Source organism: Geodermatophilus sp. SYSU D00698, assembly GCF_054050335.1.
Window position 1 is genome coordinate 12,761 of the sequence record NZ_JBJGZD010000018.1, and the last position, 16,914, is coordinate 29,674.

The 16,914-nt window shown below is 76.6% G+C and carries 15 protein-coding genes; 11 read left to right on the top strand and 4 right to left on the bottom strand.

Features of this window, described 5'->3' with window-relative positions:
- The first annotated feature begins 106 nt into the window (after positions 1-106).
- The 5 genes from ACI8AB_RS16190 to ACI8AB_RS16210 all read left to right on the top strand — a co-directional run bounded on the left by ACI8AB_RS16190 (position 107) and on the right by ACI8AB_RS16210 (position 6,105).
- A complete protein-coding gene (locus ACI8AB_RS16190) occupies positions 107-751 on the top strand; it encodes a TetR/AcrR family transcriptional regulator (RefSeq protein ID WP_387986036.1) in 645 nt (214 codons plus the stop codon).
- Positions 752-863: 112 nt separating this feature from the next.
- On the top strand, positions 864-1,469 hold the full coding sequence (locus ACI8AB_RS16195; RefSeq protein WP_456950941.1) for a methyltransferase domain-containing protein: 606 nt from the start codon (positions 864-866) through the stop codon (positions 1,467-1,469).
- 76 nt (positions 1,470-1,545) lie between these two features.
- On the top strand, positions 1,546-3,117 hold the full coding sequence (locus tag ACI8AB_RS16200) for a long-chain-fatty-acid--CoA ligase (RefSeq protein WP_456950942.1): 1,572 nt from the start codon (positions 1,546-1,548) through the stop codon (positions 3,115-3,117).
- Between the two features lie 108 nt (positions 3,118-3,225).
- The gene (locus ACI8AB_RS16205; protein WP_456950943.1) at positions 3,226-4,983 is read left to right on the top strand and encodes a class I adenylate-forming enzyme family protein; all 1,758 of its coding nucleotides are present in this window, start codon (positions 3,226-3,228) and stop codon (positions 4,981-4,983) included.
- A gap of 69 nt (positions 4,984-5,052) precedes the next feature.
- Positions 5,053-6,105: a potassium channel family protein gene (locus ACI8AB_RS16210; protein ID WP_387986558.1), complete on the top strand. Its 1,053-nt coding sequence runs from the start codon at positions 5,053-5,055 to the stop codon at positions 6,103-6,105.
- Here ACI8AB_RS16210 and ACI8AB_RS16215 read toward each other — a convergent pair.
- Together ACI8AB_RS16215 and ACI8AB_RS16220 are read right to left on the bottom strand one after the other, a co-directional pair.
- Positions 6,084-7,604, bottom strand: coding sequence for an adenylate/guanylate cyclase domain-containing protein (locus ACI8AB_RS16215; RefSeq protein ID WP_456950944.1), 1,521 nt, complete (start codon positions 7,602-7,604; stop codon positions 6,084-6,086). The genes ACI8AB_RS16210 and ACI8AB_RS16215 overlap by 22 nt on opposite strands.
- Positions 7,605-7,640: 36 nt before the next feature.
- The gene (locus ACI8AB_RS16220; RefSeq protein WP_456950945.1) at positions 7,641-7,817 is read right to left on the bottom strand and encodes a hypothetical protein; all 177 of its coding nucleotides are present in this window, start codon (positions 7,815-7,817) and stop codon (positions 7,641-7,643) included.
- A gap of 95 nt (positions 7,818-7,912) precedes the next feature.
- Here ACI8AB_RS16220 and ACI8AB_RS16225 point away from each other — a divergent pair, with 95 nt between their 5' ends.
- Positions 7,913-8,290, top strand: coding sequence for a YybH family protein (locus tag ACI8AB_RS16225; RefSeq protein WP_456950946.1), 378 nt, complete (start codon positions 7,913-7,915; stop codon positions 8,288-8,290).
- Between the two features lie 57 nt (positions 8,291-8,347).
- Here the strand turns inward: ACI8AB_RS16225 and ACI8AB_RS16230 are convergent, their stop codons facing one another.
- Complete coding sequence (locus ACI8AB_RS16230) at positions 8,348-9,205, bottom strand: NAD(P)H-binding protein (protein WP_456950947.1); 858 nt, start codon at positions 9,203-9,205, stop codon at positions 8,348-8,350.
- Between the two features lie 235 nt (positions 9,206-9,440).
- Between ACI8AB_RS16230 and ACI8AB_RS16235 the strand changes: the two genes are divergently transcribed.
- The 4 genes from ACI8AB_RS16235 (at position 9,441) to ACI8AB_RS16250 (ending at position 15,396) form a co-directional block, all read left to right on the top strand.
- Positions 9,441-11,306: a BCCT family transporter gene (locus ACI8AB_RS16235; protein ID WP_456950948.1), complete on the top strand. Its 1,866-nt coding sequence runs from the start codon at positions 9,441-9,443 to the stop codon at positions 11,304-11,306.
- A 10-nt stretch (positions 11,307-11,316) separates the two neighbouring features.
- Positions 11,317-12,411 (top strand): FUSC family protein, encoded by a 1,095-nt coding sequence (locus ACI8AB_RS16240; RefSeq protein ID WP_456950949.1) that lies wholly within the window; start codon positions 11,317-11,319, stop codon positions 12,409-12,411.
- Between the two features lie 136 nt (positions 12,412-12,547).
- Positions 12,548-13,675: a hypothetical protein gene (locus tag ACI8AB_RS16245; RefSeq protein WP_456950950.1), complete on the top strand. Its 1,128-nt coding sequence runs from the start codon at positions 12,548-12,550 to the stop codon at positions 13,673-13,675.
- 65 nt (positions 13,676-13,740) lie between these two features.
- Entirely contained in the window at positions 13,741-15,396 is a 1,656-nt protein-coding gene (locus tag ACI8AB_RS16250; protein WP_456950951.1) for an FAD-dependent oxidoreductase, read from the top strand.
- A 15-nt stretch (positions 15,397-15,411) separates the two neighbouring features.
- Here ACI8AB_RS16250 and ACI8AB_RS16255 read toward each other — a convergent pair whose 3' ends face one another.
- Positions 15,412-16,098 carry a TetR/AcrR family transcriptional regulator C-terminal domain-containing protein gene (locus ACI8AB_RS16255; RefSeq protein ID WP_456950952.1) on the bottom strand — a complete coding sequence of 229 codons (687 nt, stop codon included), beginning with the start codon at positions 16,096-16,098 and terminating at the stop codon, positions 15,412-15,414.
- Between the two features lie 95 nt (positions 16,099-16,193).
- Between ACI8AB_RS16255 and ACI8AB_RS16260 the strand changes: the two genes are divergently transcribed.
- On the top strand, positions 16,194-16,886 hold the full coding sequence (locus ACI8AB_RS16260; protein WP_456950953.1) for a DUF4386 domain-containing protein: 693 nt from the start codon (positions 16,194-16,196) through the stop codon (positions 16,884-16,886).
- The last annotated feature ends 28 nt before the right edge of the window (positions 16,887-16,914 follow it).

The window sequence follows — 16,914 nt, forward strand, 5'->3', positions numbered from 1 at the left end:
GGTACCTCCTCGTCGTCGAGCAGTACGCGCCGCAGCGTGACAGCGGTCACCCTCGACGGTCAACGGTGACTGTTCAGCGGCCCGCCGGGGCCCTAGCCTGCGGCGGGTGAGCGCCGACCCCCTCCCGGACGACGGCCCGCGCAGCCGGTCGACCCGCACGGCCGACAGCCGGGCGCTGATCCTCGACGCCGCCGTCGCCTGCCTGGTCGAGTCCGGGTACGCCGGCGCGTCCACCCTGGCCGTGCAGGCCCGGGCCGGGGTGTCCCGCGGCCGGCTGCTGCACCACTTCCCGTCCCGCGCCGAGCTGCTGGTCGCCGCCGCCGGGCACCTGTCGAGCACCCTGCTGGCCGGGGTGGAGGAGCGCGCGGCGGCGGTCATGGCCGACGAGCCGGCCGGGCCGGAGCGGATCGACCGGGCGATCGACCTCATGTGGGCGACGTTCCAGGAGCCGCCGTTCTGGGCGGCGATGGAGCTGTGGGTGGCCGCCCGCACCGACCCGCAGCTGCGGGCGGCGCTGCGGGTCGAGGAGCGCCGGCTGCGCGCGGCGATCCGCCGGGTCGCCGACGGGATATGGGGCCCGCGGATCGCCTCGGCCCCCCGCTACGCCGAGGTGTGCGAGCTGCTGTTCACCAGCATGCGCGGGGTGGCCTGCGTGTACGCCTTCGAGGAGCGGCCCGCCGCCACCGACCCGCACCTCCCGCTCTGGAAGGGGCTCGCCGCACGGATGCTGACGCCGTCCGCGGAGGGCTGACGGCACGGCCGCCGCCGGGCCACCCTGCGGGTGCACGACGAGCGGCACCCGCGACGGTCCCGGCACCGGGTGCGTCCTCGGCGACACCGACCCCGGGCCGGCCCGGCTGGACGTGCTCGCCCGCCTCTACGGCCCGGCGACCGCCGCCTGGCTGGACAGCGCGGGCCTGGCGCCGGGCGCGTCGGCGGTCGACCTCGGCTGCGGCCCCGGCGTGGCCGCGCTGGCCGCCGCGGAGCGGGTCGGACCCACGGGCCGAGTGGTCGGCGTCGACGCCTCGGACCGTCACCTGGCGGTGGCCCGGCCGGTGCGCCCCGGCGGGGTGGTCGCCTTCCAGGACGTCGTCCTCACCAGCCGGGCCGCGCACCCGCCGCTGCCGCTGCTGACCGCCTACGACCGGTGGCTGCGCACCGCGCTCGGCCGGCTCGGCATCCCCCTCGACGCGGGCCTCCGGCTGACCGGCGCCTTCCGCGCCGCGGGGCTGCCCGACCCCGTGCTCGCGTCCGCCCGGCCGCTGGAGCGGGGCGGCGACGCGGCCTGGTGCGCGGTCGTCGCAGGCGACGTCACCAGCCTGCTGCCGGCCTTCGAGCGCACCGGCACGGCCACCGCCGCGGAGGTCGGACCGGAGGACTTCGAGCGGCGGCTGCGCGCCGAGGCCGCCGCCGCGGACGCCGTCCTGGTCGACCCGATGCTGGTCGGCGCGGCCGCCCGGGTGCCCTGACGGTCAGGGTTGACCGCCTCCTGCCGCCCCGCCAGCATGACGCGGGTCACACCCGGCGGCGGCGCAGGAGGAACCCGTGGACGACCCGACCCCCCGGCTGCAGGGGCGCGGCATGACGACGGCCGACCAGCTCGCCCGCTGGGCCCGGCGCACCCCCGACGCGGTCGCCGTGCGCTTCTCGGGCACCGGCCGCACCTACGCCGACCTCGACGAGCGGGTCACCCGCCTGGCGCGCGCGCTGGCCGACCGGGGCGTGACCGCGGGCGACCGGGTGGCGGTGCTGGGGCTCAACGGGATCGAGGTCTGGGAGTCCTACCTCGCCGGCGTGCGGCTGGGCGCGATCGTCGTCCCGGTCAACTTCCGGCTGGTCGCCGACGAGGTGGCCTACGTGCTCACCGACAGCGGGGCGGCCGCCCTGGTGGTCGACGCCGCGCTGGCCGGCGTCGCGGCCGAGGCGCGGGAGCAGGCGCCGGGCGTGCACACCGTCCTGACCGTCGGCCAGGACTACGAGGACGCGCTCGCGGCGGCGTCGGCCGAGCCGCCCGACGTCGAGGTCGACGAGTCGGCGCCGGCGTTCATCATGTACACGTCGGGCACCACCGGCCGGCCCAAGGGCGCCGTCCTCACCCACCACAACCTGCTGATGCACGTGTTCAGCCAGGTGGCCACCCTCGGGGTGGGCCCGGACGACCGGGTCGGCGCGCCGGGAGCGCCGCTGTTCCACATCGCCGGGCTGGCCGGCGGGCTGCCGCCGCTGCTGCTCGGCGGCACCCACGTCATCCTCGCCTCGGGCGGCTTCGACCCGGTGGCCGTGCTCGACCTCGTCGAGCGCGAGCGGATCTCCAACCTCTTCCTCGTGCCCGCGATGTGGGCGGCGGTGGTCGCGGTGCCGGGGATCGCCGAGCGCGACCTGTCCTGCCTCAAGCGGATCTCCTGGGGCGCGGCGCCGGCGTCGACCACCCTGCTGCGGGCGATGATCGACACGTTCCCGCAGGCCGAGGTGGTCACCGCGTTCGGCCAGACCGAGTGCAGCCCGGTCACCTGCCTGCTCCGCGGCGAGGACTCGATCCGCAAGATCGGCTCGGTCGGGACGCCGATGCTCAACGTCGAGGTCCGCGTCGTCGACGACGCCATGCAGGACGTGCCGCGCGGCGAGGTGGGCGAGATCGTCTACCGCAGCCCGATGGTCATGAAGGAGTACTGGGGCAAGCCGGAGGCGACGGCGGAGGCGTTCGCCGGCGGCTGGTTCCACTCCGGCGACCTGGTGCGCGAGGACGAGGACGGCTACTTCTACGTCGTCGACCGCAAGAAGGACATGATCATCACCGGCGGCGAGAACGTGTACTGCGCCGAGGTGGAGGACGCGCTCGCCGCGCACCCCGGCGTCGCCGAGGTGGCGCTCATCGGGGTGCCCGACCCGCGCTGGGGCGAGGCGCCGCTGGCGGTGATCGCGCCGCGGGACCCGGAGAACCCGCCCACACCCGCCGAGCTGTCGGCGTGGTGCGGCGAGCGACTGGCCCGCTACAAGCACCCGCGCGAGTACTCGGTGGTGTCCGCGCTGCCGCGCAACCCCAGCGGCAAGGTGCTCAAGACCGCGCTGCGCGAGGAGCACCGCGCCGGCTCGCTGGTCTCCGACCCCGCTGTCTAGCGCTGGAGCTGTGCGCCGTGCACAGCCGCAGGTGTGCACAGCGCTGCGTGACAGCGGATGTGAGCTGTACCACGCTGACGAAGCCCTGTTCCGGACGGAAGGACACGCATGACCGCCACGCACCCTGCGCCCGCCGACGCCGCGGAGGAGCCCGCCGCCAGCTGGCCGCCGGGCCTGCCGCGCTCGCTGGAGTACCCGCTGGTGCCGGTCGGGTCGATCCTGCGCGCCGCGGTGCGCCGCTGGGGCACGCGGACGGCGTTCGTCGACCACGACGTCGAGCTGACCTTCGAGGAGCTCGGCGCGCGGGCCGCCGCGGTCGCCAACTGGCTGGCCGACCACGGCGTGGGCCGCGGTGACGTCGTCGCGGTGCACATCCCGAACTGCCGCCAGTACCCGGCCGTCTACTACGGCGTGGTGATGGCCGGCGCCGTCTTCTCCCCCACCAACCCGCTGCTGCCCGCCGCCGACCTCGCCGCCCAGCTCACCGACGCCGGCGCCAAGGTCCTGGTCACCTGGGACCAGGTGCTGCCCTTCGTCCGCAGCGCGCTCGAGGCCACGCCCGTGCACACCGTCGTCGTCACCGGGGAGGCGCACACCCTCGACTTCGCCGCGCGGCTCGAGGGCCTGGAGGCGACCGACGTCGACCTGGCCGACCTGCTGGCCGCCGACCCCACCGACCGGCACCTCGACGCCGGGCTCGACCCCGCCGCCGACCTGGCGCACCTGGCCTACACCGGCGGCACCACGGGGGTGAGCAAGGGCGTCGAGCTGCCGCACCGCAACGTGGTCACCAACGTGCTGCAGTCCTCGTGCTGGACCTCGGGCTCGCTGCCGGAGCTCGACGAGGCCGGGGACGTCACGATCCGCCAGGTGCTCGGCGAGGACGAGTGCCCGACCCGGCTGGGCGAGGCCACGCTGGTCAACCTCACGCCGTGGTTCCACGCCATGGGCGCGATCGGCTACCTCAACGGCATGGTCATGGGCGGCACCACCACCGTGATCCACATGCGCTTCGACCCGGTGAGGTACGTCGAGGGCGCGAAGCGCCACCGGGTCACCAGCATCGGCGGCGCCCCACCGGTGTTCGTGGCGCTGCTGCAGGTGCCCGGGTTCGCCGAGCAGGACTGGTCGCACGTCCGCGGCGTCTCCAGCGGCGCCGCGCCGCTGCCGGTGTCGCTCATCGAGCGGCTGCAGGCGCTGCTGCCCAACGCCGTCATCGGCGAGGGCTACGGGCTGACCGAGGTCACCATGATGGCCACCGGCAACCCGACGTTCCGCTCCGGCACCCGCAAGGCCGGCACGGTCGGCGTGCCGATCTTTGACACCGAGATCACCGTCCGGCCGCTCGGCGGCGGCGACCCGCTGCCCACCGGCGAGCGCGGCGAGGTGTGCATCCGCGGCCCGCAGGTCATGCGCGGCTACGCGCACCGCCCCGAGGCCACCGCGGAGGCGATCGACGCCGACGGCTGGTTCCACACCGGCGACGTCGGGATCCTCGACGAGGACGGCTACCTGTCGATCGTCGACCGCACCAAGGACATGCTGCTCTACAAGGGCTACAACGTGTTCCCGCGCGAGCTGGAGGAGATCCTCTTCGGCGTGCCGGGCGTGGCCGGCGCCGCCGTCGTCGGCCGGCCCGACGAGGCGGCCGGGGAGCTGCCGGTGGCCTACGTGGTCCGCAGGGCCGACGACGCCGGGGCGGCGCTGACCGCCGAGTCGGTGATGGCCGCGGTCAACGACCGGGTCACCCACTACAAGCGGCTGCGCGACGTCGTCTTCATCGACGCCATCCCCGTGTCGGCGGCGGGCAAGGTGCTCAAGCGGGAGCTGGCCGCCCGCGAGCGCGAGGCGGTGGCCGGCGGCTGACCCGATCGGGGCGGTGCGCGCCGGCATCCCGGTGCGCACCGCCCCCGCTCGCTATCGTCGCCGGACGTGATGGGCGGACACGGGCCGGGCGACGACCCGCACACCGGGGTGCAGATCGCGCACGTCGAGCAGTCCCCCGTGCGCCAGGTGTGGCAGCGGGTCGTCCTGGCGGCGTTCTTCCTCGCGCTGACCGTGTTCATCGTCTGGCTGGACCGCGACTCCTACCGCGACGGCGACGAGGTCGGCATCTCGCTGCTCGACGCCGTCTACTACTCCACGGTCACGCTCTCGACCACGGGCTACGGCGACATCACGCCGATCACCGAGGGCGCGCGGCTGGTGAACATCCTGTTCATCACGCCGCTGCGCGTCATGTTCCTGATCGTCCTCATCGGCACCACGCTCGAGGCGCTCACCGCGCGCTCGCGCGAGGAGTTCCGGATCCGACGCTGGAGGTCCCGCGTGCGTCAGCACGTCATCGTGTGCGGCTACGGCACCAAGGGCCGCAGCGCCGTCCGCTCGCTGCGGGCCACCGGCACGCCGCTGGAGAACATCGTCATCGTCGACGGCGACCAGCGGGCCATCGACGAGGCCAACTCGATCGGCCTGACCGGCATCGTCGGCGACGCCGGGCGCACCGACGTGCTGCGCCGCGCGCACGTCGAGCGGGCCCGTGCGGTGATCGTGGCGGCCAACCGGGACGACGCCTCGGTGCTGATCACCCTCACCGTCCGGCAGCTCAACCCGAGCGTGCCGATCACCACCTCCGTGCGCGAGGAGGAGAACGCGCAGCTGCTGCGCCAGTCCGGCGCCGACACCGTCATCACCACCTCGGCGACGTCGGGCCGGCTGCTGGGCCTGTCCACCGACAGCCCGCGGGTCGTGTCCGTCGTCGAGGACCTGCTCACCGGCGGGCAGGGACTGGACCTCTCCCAGCGCACGGTGACCTCCGGCGAGGTCGGCCTGGGCCCGCGCGACCTGCGCGACATCGTGCTGTCGGTGACCCGCGGCGGGCGCACGCTGCGCTTCGACGACCCGCTGATCGGCACGCTGCAGAGCGAGGACGTGCTCGTCGTCGTCCGCTCGCACGGCCCCGACGGTCAGGTGTTCGCGCGGACGTAGGTGCGGGTCGGCTCGCCGCGGCCGCGCAGCTCCACCTCCGCGTCGGGCACCCAGTGGGCGGCCTCTCCGCCGCCGGCGGCCCGGACCGCGGCCTCGCTGGCCACCGCCCGCCCCGGCCGGTCCTTGGCCAGCTCGGTGAGCCGGGCGGCCTCGTTCACCGGGTCGCCGATGACGGTGTACTCCAGCCGGCTGGCGGTGCCCACCTGCCCGGCCCACGCCGGCCCGCAAGCCACGCCGACGCCGACGTCGACCTCCCCGGCGCGCGCGACGTCGTCGCAGATCCGGCGGGCGGCGCGCAGCGCGGCGCCGGAGGCGTCGGGGTGCCCGGTGGGCGCGCCGAACACGCACAGCGCGGCGTCGCCCTCGAACTTGTCCACCAGCCCGCCCTCGGCCTCGACCGCGTCGACGACGACGGCGAAGAACCGGTTGAGCAGGCCGACCATCCCCTCCGGGCCGGTGCGCCGCACCAGCGCGGTCGACCCGACGACGTCGACGAACAGCGCCGCCACCGGCCGCAGCTCCCCGCCCAGCGAGGCGCCCTCGGCCAGCGCCCGCGCGGCGACCGTCGTCCCGACGTGCCGGCCGAACAGGTCGCGCAGCCGCTCCCGCTCGGCGAGGCCGGCGGCCATCGTGTTGACGCCCTCCTGCAGCAGGCCGATCTCGCCGGCGTCGTCGACGGTGACGCTCGCGGTGTAGTCCCCGGCGCCGACCCGCTGCACCACCTGCCGCAGGTCGCGCAGCGGCTGCCCGACCGCGCGGGCGGTGAGCAGGGTGGCCAGCCCGCCGACCAGCACGGCGACGACGGCGAGGAAGACGACGGCGGTGCGGCCGGGCCCGCCGGGGTTGCTCGGGTCGGCGAACAGCAGCACCACGCCGAGCAGCGGGACCGCGCTGGTCAGCCCCCAGGTGAGCAGCAGGCGCGGGCGGACGCCGAGGGCGAGCCGGCCGGCCGGCGGGTGCGCGGCCAGCGCGCGGGTGGTCAGCGCGCGGGCGGCGCGGGCGACGAGCAGGGACACCACACCGGCGGTGACGGCACCGCCGAGCAGCGCGACGACGCCGACCCGCAGGCCGACCAGCGGGTCGGGGAAGGTGACCGCCGCGACGGCGCCGGCGAGGACCGCCCCCGCCAGCCACACGACGGCGGCGATGAGCGCGGCGTCCACCGGCAGCCGCAGCGCGCGGGCGGCCTCGGCCGGGGTGGGGTCGCGGCCGGCGAGCAGCCAGGCGGTGGTGGCCCGCTGCCGGCGCAGCCCGGCGAGGGTGGCCACGGGCAGCGCGACGAGCAGGTAGGCCAGCGCGGCGAGCAGGGTGGGACCGCGGCCGGCGTCGTCCCCGTCGTCGGAGACGCCGAGCAGCAGCAGGGTGACGGTGCCCACGCCGACCAGGTCGGCGACGACGACCAGCGCGACGATGAGCGGGACGGCGATCCGGCCGCTCGGGGCCCAGGCCAGCACGTCCTCGGCGCGGCGGGCGGCCGTGCGGGCGCTGTCCGGGATCACGGGATGCTCAACGACCCCGGCGGGGCCGGGACACGGTCAGACCGGCAGGGCGGCGAGTTCCTCGGCCAGCCGGGCGTCGGACAGCACGAGGTCGGTGGCGGTGGTGTGCCAGCCCGCCACCAGCAGCAGCGGCCAGGGGCGCTCGTCGTCGGCCGAGGCGGTGGCCGCGACCAGGCCGGCCTGCGCCACGGCGCGGCACGCGATCGGGTTCACGTCCCGGTCTACGGCACCGGCGCAGGCCGTGTGCAGCCGGGCGGCGGACCTCACCCCGGGGGATGAGATCGGGGACCCGGGCCGGTCTGCCCCGCATGGACTCCGACGAGCTGCAGGTCCGCCAGGTGCTGGAGGCGTGGGCGCGGGCCGTGCGGCGCGCCGACGTCGACGCGGTCGTGGCCGTGCACACCGGCGATGTCGTGCTGTTCGACGTCCCGCCGCCGATGGTGGTGACCGGGATCGACAGCTACCTGCGGCAGTGGCGGCTGTTCTGGGAGGCCCAGGGCGAGGGCCTGTTCGACGTCTCCGGGCTGACCGTGGTGGCCGGGGACGGCGTCGCCTTCGCGCACGGCCTGCTCCGGGTCGGCGCGGCGGGCACCGAGGGGTTCGACGTGCGGCTGACCGTGGGCCTGCGCCGGGTGGACGGGCGCTGGCTGGTCACCCACGAGCACCACTCGGTGCCCGCGGAATGACCGGGACACGCGGACACGCCCGCGGCCGCCCGGGAGTGACCCGGGCGGCCGCGCGGCTCAGGCGCGGGCGGCGCGGACGGCGTCGGCGAGCGGGGTCACCGGCCGGCCGAGCAGGGCGGCGAGGTCGGCGTCGCCGGTGTCGAGATCCCCGTTCGCGATGGAGGTGTCGATGGCGGCGACGAACCCGGCGGTGCCGGCGTCGAGGCCGGCGCCCTGCAGGGTCGCGACGAGCTCGTCGGCCGGGAGGTCGCGGTAGCGGACCGTCGTCCCGGTGGCCTCGGTGACGGCGGCGGCGAGCTCGGCGAGGGTCACGCCGGGCCCGCCGACCTCGAGGACGACGGTGCCCTCCTCGTCGGCCAGCAGCGCGGCCGCGGCGGCGACGGCGTAGTCCGCGCGCGAGGCGATCGACACCCGGCCCTCCCCCGCGGCGCCGACGATCTCGCCGGTGGCGAGGTACCGGTCGAGCTGCGCGGTGTAGTTCTCGAGGTACCAGCTGTTGCGCAGGACGGTCGCCGGGACGTCCGCCTTGAGCAGCACCTCCTCGGTCCCGCGGTGCTCGGGGGCGAGCGGGTTGGCCGAGGTGTCGGCGTGCGCGATCGACGTGTAGACGATCCGCTGCACCCCGGCGGCCACCGCCGCCTCGACGACGGCCTCGTGCTGGGCGACCCGCTGCCCCGGCTCGCTGCCGGAGACCAGCAGCAGCCGGTCGACGCCGGCCAGGGCCGCGGGCAGGGTGTCCGGCCGCGAGTAGTCGCCGTGGCGGACCCGCACGCCGCGGCCGGCCAGCTCGGCGGCGGCCTCGGGACGGCGGACGACGGCGACGACGTCGGACGCCGGGACGCCGCGGTCGAGCAGCTCCTCGACGGCGCGGCGGCCGAGGTGGCCGGTGGCTCCGGTGACGGCGTAGGTGGTCATGCGGGCGCTCTCCTCGTGCAGGGGCCGATGTGCTTGCGGGTTCAACAACCCGGCACCCCGGTCGTGTCATCCCGCCCGGCGGCGCCGGTCCCGGATTGCGGCTCCGGCGGGGTGCACCGAGGCTGGGAGCGCGGGCCTGCGTGCTGACCGTGCGCGCACTCCTGCCCGCCGGGGACGCGGTCCCCCAGCAGTCGCCCGAACGGAGGTTCGTCCGCGCGTGCGCGGACGCAGACCAGTGAGCCCCACCGCACCGCCCGGACACCCCGACGGCGAGGCGGCCGCACCGGCCGTCGCCCCGCTCCCCACCGACCCGCACCCCGCCATCGCCGAGCCGCCTCTCCCGGCGGCCGACGCGCGCGCCCGGCTCGACCGCGTCGTCTTCACCGTCGCCGCGGTGCTGGCCCTGGCGTTCGTCGCCTGGGGGTTCGTGAGCCCGAGCGGCCTGGGCTCGGCCAGCAGCAGCGCGCTGGTCTGGATCGAGTCCAACCTCGGCTGGCTGTTCGTGACGCTGGCCTCGGCGTTCGTCGTCTTCGTGCTGTGGCTGGCGGCCAGCCGGTACGGCCGCATCCCGCTCGGCCGCGACGACGAGGCGCCGGAGTTCCGCACCGTCTCGTGGGTCGCGATGATGTTCAGCGCGGGGATGGGCATCGGGCTGATGTTCTACGGCGTCGCCGAGCCGCTCGCGCACTACGTCACCCCGCCACCGCGCACGGTGGCCGCCGAGACCCCCGAGGCCGTGCAGACCGCCATGGCCACGACCCTGTTCCACTGGACCCTGCACCCCTGGGCGATCTACGCCGTGGTGGGGCTGGCCATCGCCTACGGCACGTTCCGCCGCGGCCGCCGGACGCTGGTCAGCGCGGCGTTCGAGCCGCTGTTCGGCCGGCGCCGCACCGAGGGCTGGGCGGGCCGGGTCGTCGACGTCCTGGCCATCTTCGCCACGCTGTTCGGCTCGGCGGCCTCCCTCGGCCTGGGCGCGCTGCAGATCGGCAGCGGCGTGGAGATCCTGGGCTGGGCCGGCGACGTGGGCAACGGCGTCCTGGTCGGGATCATCGCGGTGCTGACCGCGGCGTTCGTCGCGTCCGCGGTCTCCGGCGTCGCCCGGGGCATCCAGTGGCTGTCCAACGTCAACATGGTCCTCGCCGTCGTCCTGGCCCTGTTCGTCTTCGTGGCCGGACCGACCGTGCTGATCCTCAACCTGGTCCCCGGAGCGGTCGGCAGCTACGTCGCCGACCTCGCGCAGATGGCCGCCCGCACCGAGGCCAGCGGCGGCCCGGCGACGGCGGAGTGGCTGCGCGGCTGGACGGTCTTCTACTGGGCGTGGTGGATCTCGTGGACGCCGTTCGTCGGGCTGTTCCTCGCCCGGATCAGCCGCGGCCGCACCATCCGCCAGTTCGTCACCGGCGTCCTGCTGGTGCCCAGCGGCGTGAGCCTGGTGTGGTTCGCCGTCTTCGGCGGGGCCGGCATCGCCGCGCAGCGGTCCGGCGCGGACGTCGCCGGGCAGGCCACCTCGGAGGGGCAGTTGTTCGGGGTGCTGGAGCAGTACCCGCTGGCCACCGCCACGACGGTGCTGGTCATGGTGCTGGTGGCGATCTTCTTCGTCTCCGGGGCCGACGCCGCCTCGATCGTCATGGGCTCGCTGTCCGAGCGCGGCACGCTCCGGCCCCGCCGCGGGACGGTGGTGTTCTGGGGCGTGGTCATGGGCGCCGTCGCGGCGGTGATGCTGCTGGTGGGCGGCGGCGAGGCGCTCACCGGCCTGCAGAACCTGACGATCATCGCGGCGCTGCCCTTCGCGCTGGTCATGGTCGGGTTGGCCGTCGCGCTCGCCAAGGACGTGCGCACCGACCCCATGGTGCTGCGCCGCACCTACGCCGTGGAGGCGGTCGAGCAGGCCGTCGTCGACGGCATCAGCCGGCACGGCGAGGACTTCGCGCTGGTCGTGGAGGCCGGCGGGGAGGGGGCGCCGGGGGTCCCGTCGGTGCGGGTCACCGGGAACACGGTGGAGGACACGGCCGCCCACGCGCCCGTGGGCGACACGGCCGGGCACGCGCCCGCGGGCGACGGCGCCGAGCCCGCCGCCCGGGCGCGGCCGGGCGGGTAGCCGCACCGCGGTGCGGACGCCGGGGACGGGGGCCCGGACGCGCGAGCTGCTGCGCCGGCCCTGGGTGCAGCGTGCGGTGCGCGCGGCGCTGGCCGCCGCGCTCGCCTGGCAGGTGGCGGTCCTGCTGCCGCCGCCGTTCACCCAGTACGCGTACTACGCGCCGCTCGGCGCGGTCATCGCCGTGCACCCGACGGTGGCCGACTCCGCCGCCGCGGCCTGGCGGACGGTGCTGGCCATCCTCTTGGGCTTCGGCCTCGGCGTCACGGTCCACCGGCTCACCGAGCAGGCGCTGCCCGGTGCGCTCACCATCGCGCTGATCGTCGCGCTGGCGATCGGCGTCGAGCAGTGGCGGGTGCTGCAGGAGCACGCGAGCTGGGTGAGCTTCGCCGCCGTCCTCATGCTCACCGTCGGGACGGCGGCCGACCCCGCGCGCTACGCCGCCGCCTACGCCGGGCTGACCCTGCTCGGGGCGGCGATCGGCGTCATGGTCACTACCGTGCTGTTCCCGCCGATGCAGCTCACCGCGGCCGTCCGGGCGATCGCGACCACGCGGGCGCTGCTGGCCCGGCACCTGCACGGCATCGCCGGCGGGCTGCGGGGCGGCGCGCTCCCGGCGCCGGGCGAGTGGGTGCGGCCCCGGCGGGACCTGGACGCCGCGCTGGACCGGATGCGCGCGGCCGAGGCCGTGGTCGAGCGTGCCCGGCTGGCCAACCCGCGGGCGCGGCGCTGGGGCGGCACCGCCGCGCGTGTCCGGCAGGAGTCGCGGGCGCTCGACCGGGTCGCCGTCCTCGTCGACGACCTGACCACGCTCGTGGCCCACCTCCCCCCGGACCGCCGCGGCATCGACCGCGTCGACGGCGGCACCGGCTGGCTGCTCGCCGACGCGCTCGACGGCCTCGCCCGGGTGCTGCGCGCCGCCGGGTCCGCCGACGGCGGGGACGACGCGGTCCGCGAGGCCGGTGCCGCGCTGCGGCGGCTCACCGCGCTGCTCCGCGAGTCGGCGGCGGCCGACGACGAGGGGTTCGTCGCGCTCGGCGCGGTCGCCGTCGGCATGTACCGGTCGCTGGACACGCTGCGCGGCCGGTCGCCCACCGTCGACGCCTGAGCCCGCCGGGCGTGGCGCTCGCGGCGCGTGCCGCCACGCCGCGGAGCCGGAACCGGGGCGGCTCGGGGGCTGGACCGCCGCCGCGTCGTCCCCCTGGGATGAGCCGCGCCGGACTCCCGAGACCGCGGAGGACGCCGTGCGCCCGACCCCGCTGCCCCGCCGCCGCACGCTGGTCGGCACCGTCCTCGCCTCCGGCCTGGCGGCGCTGCTGCCCGCGTTCCCCGCCTCCGCCGCCGCGACGGGACCGACGCCCCCGGCGGCCGCGCCACCGGCGGTCGAGGCGCCGGCCCCCTACGTCGCCCAGGCGGTCTGCGACCCCGCGCCCAAGCCGGGCGCGCGCGACCTGGCCGACGCGCTGCTGGCCCACTACGGCACCGGCAGCGTCGGCATCTCCCGCGAGTGCGCCGTCGGTGGGCCCAGCGAGCACAAGGAGGGCCGCGCGCTCGACTGGATGCTCGACGCGGGCCTGCCGGCGCAGCGGGCGGTCGCCGAGGAGTTCCTGGCGTGGCTGACCGCGCCCGGACCCGACGGGGAACCCGCCTGGGCGGCGCGGCGGCTCGGCGTCATGTACGTCATCTGGGACCGCGAGATCTGGTCGCCGGCCCGGGGGTGGCGGCCGTACGACGGGCCCAGCCCGCACACCGACCACGTGCACGTCTCGCTGTCGTGGGCCGGCGCGATGGGCACCACCTCGTGGTGGACCGGCGTCGCCGCCCGCGTCGACACCGGCCCGTGCACGCCCGACCCGGCGCCCGGCGACCTGCCGCCGTGCGCGGCCGGCGCGGAGCAGCCCGCGCCGAGCACCGCCGCGGCCGCCGAGCCGCGGGAGGACGCCGGGGAGCCCGCCGCCGAGGCCCGCGCGCTGGCCGAGCTCGCGGCGCTGCGCGAGGAGTCGCTGGCCCGGGTCCCGCTGGACGGCCGGTGGGTCGCCCAGCTCGCGTCCAAGGACGTCGGCATCACCGACCCGCTGCAGACCGCGCAGGACGGCTCGCACACCTTCTCCGCCGTGGACGTCCTCGCCGAGAGCCGGGCGGGGCTCGCGACGGTGACCGACCCGGCGGCGCTGTACGTGCTGCAGGGCACCGACTTCGGCCGGCGCTCCACCGCACCCGACGGCGACCCGTACTGGATCACCGTGGTCGACGCCGCGTTCGCCGGCCGGGCCGACGTCGAGGCCTGGTGTGCGGCCACCTACCCCCAGCTGCACGGCGCGGAGCTGACCAACGCCTGCCTGCCGCGCCGGCTCACCCCGCCGCACGGGTGACCCGGGCCGGTCCCGGGTCCCTCGACCCTGGGCCGCGTGGCACCGGCTCCCTACGCTGCGCCCGCATGAGCGGTCCGGTGCTGATCGCCGTCGACGACGACCCGGCCCTGCTGGACGCCGTCGGGCGGGAACTGCGCAGCCGGTACGAGCGGGACTACCGCGTGCTGTGCCGGGGGTCGGCGGACGAGGCGCTCGCCCTGCTGGACGAGCTCGCGGGGGCCGGCGAGGAGGTCGCCCTGGTGCTCGCGGGCGAGACGGTGTCCGGTGCCCCCGGGACGGAGCTGCTGGCCGAGGTGCGCGGCCGGTTCCCGCACGCCGAGCGCGCCCTGCTCGTCCCCTGGGCGCACGTCGGCGACCCGGGCACCGGGGACGCGGTCCTCGAGGCGATCGCCCGGGGCCGCATCGACCACTACCTGGTGCGCCCCGCGCCGCCGCCGGACGAGCAGTTCCACCAGGCGGTGTCGGGCTTCCTGCTCGCCTGGGCGCAGACGCGGCGCCGCGCGCCGCACACGATCGACGTCGTCGGCGAGACCTGGACCGGCCGGGCGTACGAGCTGCGGGAGGTGCTCGGCCGCTGCGCGATGCCGCACCGCTTCTGCCTGGCCGACTCCGCGGAGGGCCGCGTCCTGCTGGCCGACCGGGAGCGGCGGAGGCTGCCGCTGCTGGTCATGCCCGACGGGACGGTCCTCGAGGACCCCACCGACCTCGACATCGCGCGGGCGGCGGGGACGGCGATCGACCCGTCCGGCGACCGGTACGACCTCGTCATCGTCGGGTGCGGACCGGCCGGGCTGTCCGCCGGCGTCTACGGCGCCTCCGAGGGGCTGCGCACGATCGTCGTCGACTCCGGCAGCATCGGCGGCCAGGCCACCTCCAGCTCGGCGATCCGCAACTACCTGGGCTTCCCCCGCGGCGTGACCGGCGGGGAGCTGGCGCGCCGCGCCTACGAGCAGGCGTGGCTGTTCGGCGCCCGGTTCGCCTTCATGCAGGAGGTCACCGACCTCGCGCGCGAGCCCGACGGCATCGTCGTCTCGCTCGACACCGGCGGGGTCGTGGTGGCCCGCGCGGTGGTCCTCGCGCCCGGCGCCAGCTACCGGCGGCTCGGGGTCGAGTCGCTGGAGGCGCTGCGCGGGGCCGGCGTCTCCTACGGCGCAGCGGCGTCGGAGGCCCCGCTGGTGGCGGGCGAGGAGGTCTACGTCGTCGGGGGCGCCAACTCCGCCGGGCAGGCGGCGCTGCACCTGGCCCGCTTCGCGGAGCGGGTCACCCTCGTGGTGCGGGCCGCGTCGCTCGACGCCGGGATGTCGCACTACCTCGCGCGCCAGGTCGAGGGGACGCCCGGCGTCGAGGTGCGGACCGGCACCGAGGTCGTCGGCGGGGGCGGCGACGGCCGGCTCGACCACCTCGTGCTTCGGGACCGCGCGAGCGGCGCGGAGGAGACGGTGGACGCCCAGGCGCTGTTCCTCATGATCGGCGCCCGGCCGCACACCGACTGGCTGCCCCCGGCCGTCGAGCGCGACCCCGCGGGCTTCGTCATGACCGGGCCGGACGTGAGCGCCGGCGCCGTCCGCACCCTCGGCCGTCCCCCGCTGCCGCTGGAGACCAGCCTCCCGGGCGTCCTCGCGGCCGGCGACGCCCGGCACGGGTCGGTCAAGCGCGTGGCCTCCGCCGTCGGCGAGGGCTCGATCGCGATCCGGCTGGTCCACCAGCTCCTCGCCGTCTGAGCCGCCGCGCACCCGTCAGGACGGCGAGCTGCGCCAGCCCCGCGCGCGCAGCCGCTCGGCGCCGTCGAGCAGCAGGTCGAGGGCGAAGGCGAACTCGAAGTCCTCGTCGCAGCCCTGCCCGACCGCGGACAGGTCGCCACCGGTGGCGGCCGCGGCGATCTCCAGCACGTGCGGGAACCGCCGCGCGAACTCCGCGGCCACCGCCTGCCGCTCCTCCGGCGTGGGCTCGGGTGCGCCGTCGTCGCGCGGCTCCTCGAACAGCTCGGGACTGAAGCCCCAGACGCGGTTGCCGAGGGCGTGCATGAGGTGGTGGGTGAGGTCGACGGAGAACCCCCCGGCCCGGAGGGTGCCGGCGACGGCGTCCATGTGGCCGAGGACGGCGGGCGTCCGGTGGGTGCGCGACTCGATCGCCTTCCGCGCCCAGGCGTGCCGCAGCACCGCCCGGCGGGCGGAGAGCAGCCGCTGCCGGACCGCGGTGCGCCAGTCCGCCCCCGGGGTGGGCTCCTCGAACTCCCCGATGACGACGTCGACCATCCCGTCGAGCAGCTCGTCCTTGTCGGCGACGTGCTTATACAGCGCCATGGGGACGACGCCGAGCTCCTGGGCCAGCCGCCGCATGCTCACCGCACCCAGGCCCGCCTCGTCGGCGAGCGCCACCGCGGCCGCGAGGACCCGCGCCCGGTTCAGGGGCTCCCGTGCCATCCGACCCTCCCCTGCTTGACGGGTGTACATCGTACACCCTAGCGTCCGCGCCGCCGGTGTACGCCGTACACCACCATCTCGGAGGAGGCATGGTCATGAGGGAGTCCCGCGGAGCCGCCGTCGTCACGGGCGTGTTCTTCCTGGTCGCCGCGGTCAGCGCGGTCGCGGCGCTGGCGCTGTACCAGCCGCTGCTCGGCGACCCCGGGTACGTGCTGGGGGCGGGCGCGGACACGCAGGCGCGCTGGGGCGCGCTGCTGGAGGTCGTGCTGGCCGCGGCCTGCATCGGCACCGCGGTCGCGGCGTACCCGGTCGTCGAGCGGCACGGCCGGGCACTGGCCCTCGGCTACACGTGCGGGCGGCTGCTCGAGGCGGCGGTGATCGTCGTGGGGATCGTCAGCGTGCTCGCGGTGGTCGGGCTCCGGTCGGCCGGGGACGACGCGTCGTCCGTCGCCGTCGCCCGCGGGCTGGTGGCCCTGCACGACGCGACGTTCCTCGTCGGCCCCGGCCTGGTCATCGGCGTCAACACCCTGCTGCTGGCCGCGCTGGTGCACCGGGGCCACCTGGCGCCCCGGTGGATCGCGGTGACCGGCCTGGTCGGCGGGCCGCTGGTGTTCCTCTCGTCCACCGCCGTGCTGTTCGGCGTCTACGAGCAGGTCTCGGTGTGGGGCTTCCTCTGCGCCGTCCCGGTCACCGTGTGGGAGATGAGCCTGGCGGTGTACCTCATCGCCCGCGGCTTCCGCACGGCCCCGGCGCCGGCGCCCGGGCGGCGTGACCTGGTCCCCGCCTGAGGTGTCACCGGGGGTCCCGCGGCCACGG

Excerpts from the sequence above, each read along its gene's own strand:
- ACI8AB_RS16205 (WP_456950943.1), top strand. The coding sequence starts at position 3,226 with ATGACCGCCACGCACCCTGCGCCCGCCGACGCCGCGGAGGAGCCCGCC.
- ACI8AB_RS16210 (WP_387986558.1), top strand. The coding sequence starts at position 5,053 with ATGGGCGGACACGGGCCGGGCGACGACCCGCACACCGGGGTGCAGATC.
- ACI8AB_RS16225 (WP_456950946.1), top strand. The coding sequence starts at position 7,913 with ATGGACTCCGACGAGCTGCAGGTCCGCCAGGTGCTGGAGGCGTGGGCG.
- ACI8AB_RS16230 (WP_456950947.1), bottom strand. The coding sequence starts at position 9,205 with ATGACCACCTACGCCGTCACCGGAGCCACCGGCCACCTCGGCCGCCGC.
- ACI8AB_RS16250 (WP_456950951.1), top strand. The coding sequence starts at position 13,741 with ATGAGCGGTCCGGTGCTGATCGCCGTCGACGACGACCCGGCCCTGCTG.
- ACI8AB_RS16255 (WP_456950952.1), bottom strand. The coding sequence starts at position 16,098 with ATGGCACGGGAGCCCCTGAACCGGGCGCGGGTCCTCGCGGCCGCGGTG.
- ACI8AB_RS16260 (WP_456950953.1), top strand. The coding sequence starts at position 16,194 with ATGAGGGAGTCCCGCGGAGCCGCCGTCGTCACGGGCGTGTTCTTCCTG.